The following is a 6,706-nucleotide window of genomic DNA, read 5'->3' as shown; positions in this document are numbered from 1 at the left end:
CCCATGTGCTGGTCTCGAAGTTCGACGACCACCTTCCGTTATATCGCCAGCACGAGATCTTCGAACGCATGGGGGCAGACATCCCCGAAAGCACGCTGGTCGGCTGGTGTGGCCGCGCCATGAAGACCCTGTCGCCGCTGATCGAGCGCATTGAGGCTGACATCATGGGCAGCGATTTGCTGCACGTAGATGATACGCCGATCCGGGTGTTGGACCGCTCCAAGAAAGACAAAGGGCTTGGCAAAGGTGTGAAGCAAGGCCGGATCTGGGCCTATGTGCGCGATCAGCGCCCATGGGCGGGTGCCGCGCCACCCGGTGCGGTCTATCGGTTCGCACCGAACTGGAAGGAAGAGCATGTCCTCAGCCATCTGGCCAATGCCCGCGGCATCCTGCAGGCGGACGGCTACAAGGGCTATGCCAAGCTTTACGAGCCTGAACCCAATAGTGGGCGGCGGTTGCGGGAGGCAGCCTGTTGGGCTCATCTGCGGCGTGACTTCCATGATTTTTGGACCTCGACAAAATCCGAGATTGCCCGCGAGGCGCTCGACCGGATCGGCAAGCTTTACGACATCGAGCGCGATCTCAACGGCCAGCCCGCTGACGTCCGCCATGCGACGCGTCAAAAGCTGAGCAAACCAAAGGTTGAAGCCTTTTTTGCCTGGTCCGAACAGCAACTCCTGCGCATTCCGGGCAAAAGCGATCTGGCCAAAGCTTTCCGCTATGGCCTTAGTCGACAGGAGGCCTTCAGCCTGTTCCTGACCGATGGCCGCGTCGCTATCGACAACAATCCTGCCGAGCGCGCCTTGCGTCCAATTGGCATTGGAAGGAAAAATTGGCTATTTGCAGGGGCCGATACCGGTGCGGAAACCCTGGCCCGCGCCATGACCATCATCGAGACCGCCAAACTCAACGGCCTCGATCCGCAGGCCTATCTCGCCGATATCCTCGACCGCATCCATGATCACAAGATCAACAGGCTCGACGAATTGTTGCCGTGGCAATTGGGCACCGTTGGCCGCTGCTGAAAACAGTCAAGCCGCCTAAGCTGCGGTATCAATGGCGCGGTTACCATTTAGACGCCGATTGAGGCCGATAAACGCGATCTGGACAGTGCACCTGTCCTTTCACTTCCAGGAGTAATCGGTTCACACGCCCATTTTCTCTTGAATGGCACTGAGACGGAGGACGAGGGTATCACATTTGGGGTAACTAGGGGCGTTTCAACCCTCCCTACAGGGGCATGTTCATAAATATTGGAAAACCCTCCAATTGTTTCTTTAGAGGTTACAATGAAACAATATTCTCCAGTCAAACATCCAGTAATCGAATCACTTAGACGGTTCTGGGCAGTCAAACTGACTAGGTTTTTGGGATGGGGTGGCGACGTTTCTCGCGCGCCAAACATGCCAATCAACACCATAGCGTGTTTAGGTTTGCCACTCACTTCTCTCTAGGTGGTAACTTCGTGAAGTATCTTCGGTTTGCCACACCGAAAATCGCACTTCCTATTGACTGGACATATGTTCTTTCTTCAACGTTGTGAGGGGAATGTGTCTTTTTGATGGCTGGAATTCAACTTCCATCGAAACATCAGGATTTCCCCTTTGAAGAGTTCAAAATACTTCTTTTGAGTGAACTGATAGCCGTAGTCGAAGATGTTTTGGTCGAATGATTGTGTTTCATTAGGCCACTTTGAAATTCTGGACGTTTATTCTCTCAGAAACCTTTGATCTCTGTAAACGCCTTGCGATTGGCTTGGTTACAGGAGTTTTCTAAATGAATTTCAGGGATAAATTTGAGCGCGATCTGAACGCAGAATTTCGCAAAGCTGATTTTACAACATTAGGTACTGATGCTTGGCATGTCTTCGCTTCGGGACATCCCTCTAGGCACGGCCTCTGGGCATCGACTGGGCACAAGGAGAAACTGAAGACGGCCTTCGGTGCCGAGTGGCTTTTCCCCACTTTTGGGATTACGCGGATAGATTCCCACTTCTTAAACAGCACCGCCCTCTCGCCATGGCCTAACGCAATACAGAGGACGCCAAACGCAGTGTCCTCCGCCATTTTTGGCGAGCAATTCGAAACAAACTTAACCGTCGGGACGGATCTTGAGGATTATGCGCCCGGCTCAACGGCAACCATCACCCTCAACGGCGTCGAGCTGGGCGGATCTGTCAGGTTCGAAATCGACCACTTGAATGCGGGTGCAGACGGTATTTACGCTACAGGTGACGAATTCACCTATGACATTGAAGGCGGCGAGGGTCATGATCCGTGGACCGTCACGGATGGCGGCGCGGGAGATCTGGACAACGAAGTAAACGGTTCTATCACCACAACATGGTACGTCAATCCGGACGACTCCCTAGACGAGACCTTCCTGTTGACGGCCGAAGTGGTGGACGCGGGCACCGACGGCATTATTGGGACGGAAGATGATATCGCAACGGGCGAGAGGGCAACCCACACTTTCACAGACTCTGCAGGATCCTATTCGCTCGACTTTCAGGCTGCAGACCCGGGAGACTACTTGGGCACCGGTAACGCATTCATTCCTTTCCCAGGCAATGTGATCGCTCCAATAGGTCGCGGAGATGGCAACGTTCAGATACCGAACGCCGACAGCGCCGGGGCCATTGAAAGCCTTAATCCAACCGACATGGCCTTGGGCCAAGTTGTCCCATTTGAACTTGCTATTACAGTTACAGGCCCCACAGAACCTGAAGGTGGCGTAATCACCGTTGTTATGGGGTGGAACATCGAGACGACGAATGGCGGTGATTTTGGTTATGACGATGTGCTTGGTGTTATAGGCGCCTTTATCGACACTAGTGACAGTTCTCATGTTGATCCGGGTGGGGATGCCACAGTTGATTCTTTCAGTTGGAGCGTTATCGGCGCTGAAATTGTGGGGGTCTTTACCATCTCTGGTCTGGATGAGGGGGACTCTGTCATCCTGGAACCCTGGTTGGTTCTTGATGACACCATTGCGGAAGGTATCGGAAGCAACGTTCAATCGCGTTTGATTGATGCTGCGACGGGACCTGACAACACTTTGAATGTCGCTCCAAATGGAACAATAAATTTAGTTTCCAGTGGAAGTACGGTTAATACCGGAAACCAGACGGTTCCTTTGCTGCAACCTCAAGATTTCTTTAACGCCAACGTAGATCTGGCGGTTACAATTTCTGACAACCCCGATCCAATCTTTCCGGGCGACACACTCGTGTTTACGGTTGAGGGCTCAAGCACGACAAGCTCGACATCTGTCGCCAACTCCGTCGTGGTGTATGCAGAGATTGACCCGAATGTCACTTTTGTTTCTGCAACAAATGGTGGTTTTGTAAACACCGATTCTGGAGACTCTATTCCCGATGGTGCAGTCCAGTGGGACGTCGGATCCCTTTTGCCGGGACAGATTGTTACTTTCGATGTGACGGTTACTGTTAATGAAGACGCCCCGACAGATGATTTGGCCGGTGAAGATTTAATTAGCTCAGCCACTATCACAACTATCTCCGATGACACAAACGCTGCCAATAACAATGATAGTGAACCGACCAACGTAATCGGCACCACAACCGTCACCCTCGACGATGTCACCGTCCTCGAGAACGGCACCATCACCTATACCGCCAGCGTCAACAACGCGCCCCAGGGGGCCTTCTCGGTCACCCTCGACAATGGCGTGGTGATCAATTTCGCAGACGGTGCCCTGACTGGCGCCTCAGAGCCGCAAAACGCCCAGGGCGAGGACCCCTATCTCGACGGCGAGACCTTCGACGTCACCATCGCCAGCACAGCGGGCGGCACCTTCGAGGCGCTCGACACAACCGACACCGCAACCGTCACCATCAACGACACCATCGACACCACAACCGTGACCCTCAACGACCCCACCGTCGATGAGGGCGGCAACGTCACCATCACGGCCAGCGTCGACAACGCCCCCCAGGGCGACCTGACCCTGACCCTGTCGAACGGCGAGAGCATCACCATCCTGAGCGGTGAGACATCCGGCCAGGTGAGTTTCCCGGCACCGCCGGACGATCCATACATCGACGCCGTCTCCTTCGATCTGACCATCACCAACGCCGCGGGCGGCAATTACGAGGACCTCAACACCTCAGATACCGCAACCGTCACCGTCAACGACACAACCGGCGGACCCGACGACCTCACAACCGTCACCCTCGACGATGTCACCGTCCTCGAGAACGGCACCATCACCTATACCGCCAGCGTCAACAACGCGCCCCAGGGGGCCTTCTCGGTCACCCTCGACAATGGCGTGGTGATCAATTTCGCAGACGGTGCCCTGACTGGCGCCTCAGAGCCGCAAAACGCCCAGGGCGAGGACCCCTATCTCGACGGCGAGACCTTCGACGTCACCATCGCCAGCACAGCGGGCGGCACCTTCGAGGCGCTCGACACAACCGACACCGCAACCGTCACCATCAACGACACCATCGACACCACAACCGTGACCCTCAACGATGTCACCGTCGATGGTGCATGCGATCTCGAAGGCTTGGGGAACCCAGGTAATGGCAAGCCTGTCGGCGGATCACCTTGGGATGGGATCACCGGTGCATCTGGGAATAACGATGGACCCAACGGCAATGGCTCTCCCAGCGCAAACCCGATGAATGGCCAGCGAGAAGACACCGAAGAAAACCAGCCTCCAGGTGCAGGTGGCCCAGGCCCCTCCACAGGTGGCAATAGTGCGGCAAATGATGCATCTACCGAGAGCGGCGAAGAAAATGGGACCAACCCCAGCAACCAGAATGGAACGAGCTTGTTGATATCCATCATAGCGACTGTCGACAACGCGCCCCAGGGCGACCTGACCCTGACCCTGTCGAACGGCGAGAGCATCACCATCCTGAGCGGTGAGACATCCGGATACGTGACCTTTGAACAAAGCGATGTCGACGTAGGTTCGTTTGACCTGACCATAATTGGCGCTGAGGGCGGCAATTACGAGCACCTCGACACATCCGACACCGCAACCGTCACCTTCGAAGACACATGCGCCCCAGATGGATCGGGGAACCCAGGTAATGGCAAGCCTGTCGGCGGATCACCTTGGGATGGGATCACCGGTGCATCTGGGAATAACGATGGACCCAACGGCAATGGCTCTCCCAGCGCAAACCCGATGAATGGCCAGCGAGAAGACACCGAAGAAAACCAGCCTCCAGGTGCAGGCGGCCCAGGCACTTCCACAGGTGGCAATAGTGCGGCAACCGATGCATCTACCGAGAGCGACCCGGCTGCCATCGGCATCAAGTATAACGATGTCGAAACTGATGGACCAGGTGTCCACACACCAGAAGGTTGGGGACGAAGCTTCAAATTGCTACAGTTCTGGGATGGAATGAAAGGCAATGAACAAGAAAGCTTCCTATACGGAGAGGTGCTCTACACTGTGGATGCCGATGGCGATGGCACTTTGAACCCAGACACACTAGGTCTGCTGGTTGGCGACTACAATCAAAACGGTACTGAAGATGCCGGCGAACAAACGCTCTTCATATCTCATGACGACGCGCTCGCTCTTGTGAACAATGAAGCGGATACTCCGAAACAAGACAAACGAGATGATTTGGCGCAGCAGACAGTGGCAACATGGTTGAATTATCTTGCTGGCAATAACCTTGGCGAGGATACAGACGAAGAGGACTCAATAACGCCGCGCGATTTCCTGAACGATTCCGTCTCCTGGCTTGTCGAATATGCATCAATTGATGAGTTGATATTCAATCTTCATGACGATCCAATCATTCGTAGTAAGGATGATGCATGGTCTGAAGGGGCAGAAATCATGAGCGCGTTGGATGAGTACAATAATCATGGTTCAGTCAATGATGTTAGCTTCGCTCTGGATACGGATGCCTTCTTCTTCCACTGAAGAGGGCTATCCGACCGTAAGTTAAGTGTAGATATGTAAGGACTCGCGGGACACCTTCTGTAAAATCCCAGTTTTGGGACGGAGGTAGATTCAATGACGAACGACGAACGCGACATTCGAGAAATTGCCACGTTACGTGGTTGGCATGGAGGCCTGTTTGAGTGCACATTTTGTCAGTCGGACGTTGCGCAAGATGGGCTTTGAGCCCCGGCTCATTCCCGCAATTGTCTGACGTCAGCTACCCCTGGGACAGATTTGAGGATTTGAATAACGGAGGATTTCTGGTTCATCTTATCGATTAGGAGATCGAGATGACGAAGAAGCCACAAACATCTAAAGAGGCCGCCGAGAAGGTGGTCAAGAACATCCGCCGTAAGACGCGGCAAACCTATTCAGCTGGGGAAAAGATCCGCATTGTCTTGGCAGGCCTGCGTGGTGAGGAAAGCATCTCGGTGCTGTGCCGCCATGAAGGGATCGCTGAACGTTTGTATTACAGCTGGTCGAAAGAATTTCTGGAGGCAGGCAAGCGGCGTCTGTCTGGGGACACTGCGCGTCAAGCGACCAACGATCACCTAACATGGCATGAAGTCGAAACAGGATCCTGTCTCATGCCAAAGCTTTTTGGGCTTGTCCGTTCTTTCGTTGGCCGGACTCTACACAAATGTAAGCGTCCGGTCTGGCCGCTTTACGGTGCGTTTTTCCACGGCAGCAGGTCATCGACGCGGTTGATTTTATAGTCTGGGATGCGGGCAAGTGTGTCGGCGAGCCATGCTTGCGGATCGATACCGTT

Annotated in this window: 2 protein-coding genes and 3 pseudogenes; 4 read left to right on the top strand and 1 reads right to left on the bottom strand. The window is 54.3% G+C overall.

Going from position 1 to position 6,706, the window contains the following annotated elements:
* The 4 genes and pseudogenes from tnpC to ROG8370_RS19155 all read left to right on the top strand — a co-directional run.
* Positions 1-1,044: pseudogene (tnpC, locus tag ROG8370_RS19170) on the top strand (IS66 family transposase); the annotation flags it as partial.
* A gap of 732 nt (positions 1,045-1,776) precedes the next feature.
* Entirely contained in the window at positions 1,777-5,916 is a 4,140-nt protein-coding gene (locus ROG8370_RS19165; protein ID WP_085828739.1) for a DUF11 domain-containing protein, read from the top strand.
* A gap of 112 nt (positions 5,917-6,028) precedes the next feature.
* Positions 6,029-6,142 (top strand): annotated as a pseudogene (locus ROG8370_RS20370) (IS110 family transposase); the annotation flags it as partial.
* Positions 6,143-6,227: 85 nt separating this feature from the next.
* A pseudogene (locus ROG8370_RS19155) lies at positions 6,228-6,491 on the top strand (transposase); the annotation flags it as partial.
* 110 nt (positions 6,492-6,601) lie between these two features.
* Here ROG8370_RS19155 and ROG8370_RS19150 read toward each other — a convergent pair.
* Positions 6,602-6,706, bottom strand: a 105-nt coding sequence (locus tag ROG8370_RS19150) for a transposase domain-containing protein (protein ID WP_139838232.1), incomplete at its 5' end; no start/stop codon positions are given.

The organism is Roseovarius gaetbuli, assembly GCF_900172365.1.
GTDB classification, from domain to species: Bacteria; Pseudomonadota; Alphaproteobacteria; order Rhodobacterales; family Rhodobacteraceae; genus Roseovarius; species Roseovarius gaetbuli.
Note: the sequence above shows the minus strand (reverse complement) of the source record. Positions and strands in the feature narration are given on the sequence as shown.